Origin of the sequence: Acidimangrovimonas sediminis, from assembly GCF_002871005.1 — a bacterium.
GTDB classification, from domain to species: Bacteria; Pseudomonadota; Alphaproteobacteria; order Rhodobacterales; family Rhodobacteraceae; genus Acidimangrovimonas; species Acidimangrovimonas sediminis.
The window spans coordinates 1-467 of the sequence record NZ_PHSN01000080.1; the positions used below are offsets into that span (position 1 = coordinate 1).

The 467-nt window shown below is 67.2% G+C and carries 1 protein-coding gene; it reads left to right on the forward strand.

The window, feature by feature from the left end; translation table 11 throughout:
• A partial coding sequence (locus CVV76_RS25100; protein WP_158243249.1) for a hypothetical protein occupies nucleotides 1-467 on the forward strand: 467 nt, incomplete at both ends.

Genomic DNA, 467 nt, shown 5'->3' on the forward strand with positions numbered 1-467 from the left:
GTGGGACGTCTACCCGGACGCGCTCCTGACCACCTCGCCGGTCTTCAATCCGCGCTACCTGCGGCAGGTCTACAGGGACAGCCTGGGCGTGCGGAAGGAGCTGGTCGGGCGGTGCCTCCACTGGGATCCGGCGGGCCAGGTGGTCGTGCCCAGGGGGATCTATCGTTGCCTCGACCGCGCCACGGCAAAGTTCGCCCAGGCTTCGCTCAACGGTAACCTGACCTATGGCACCTCGCCCTTCACCGGGGGCGCCGATTACGAGACGGATGCCGGGACGCCTGTTTGGGACTTCGGGACGCAGGATCTGACCGGGCTGACGCAGTTCACCACGACTGTCCAGCTTGTCGGCAACCCCGCGTTCGGCGTCGAGGTGCGGCTGCTCAATGGCGGGAACAATGCCGAGCGGTTTCTCCAGCCGGACGGCACCTGGTCGGCCACCCGCAACCGGGGCTTCCCGAATACTTCCC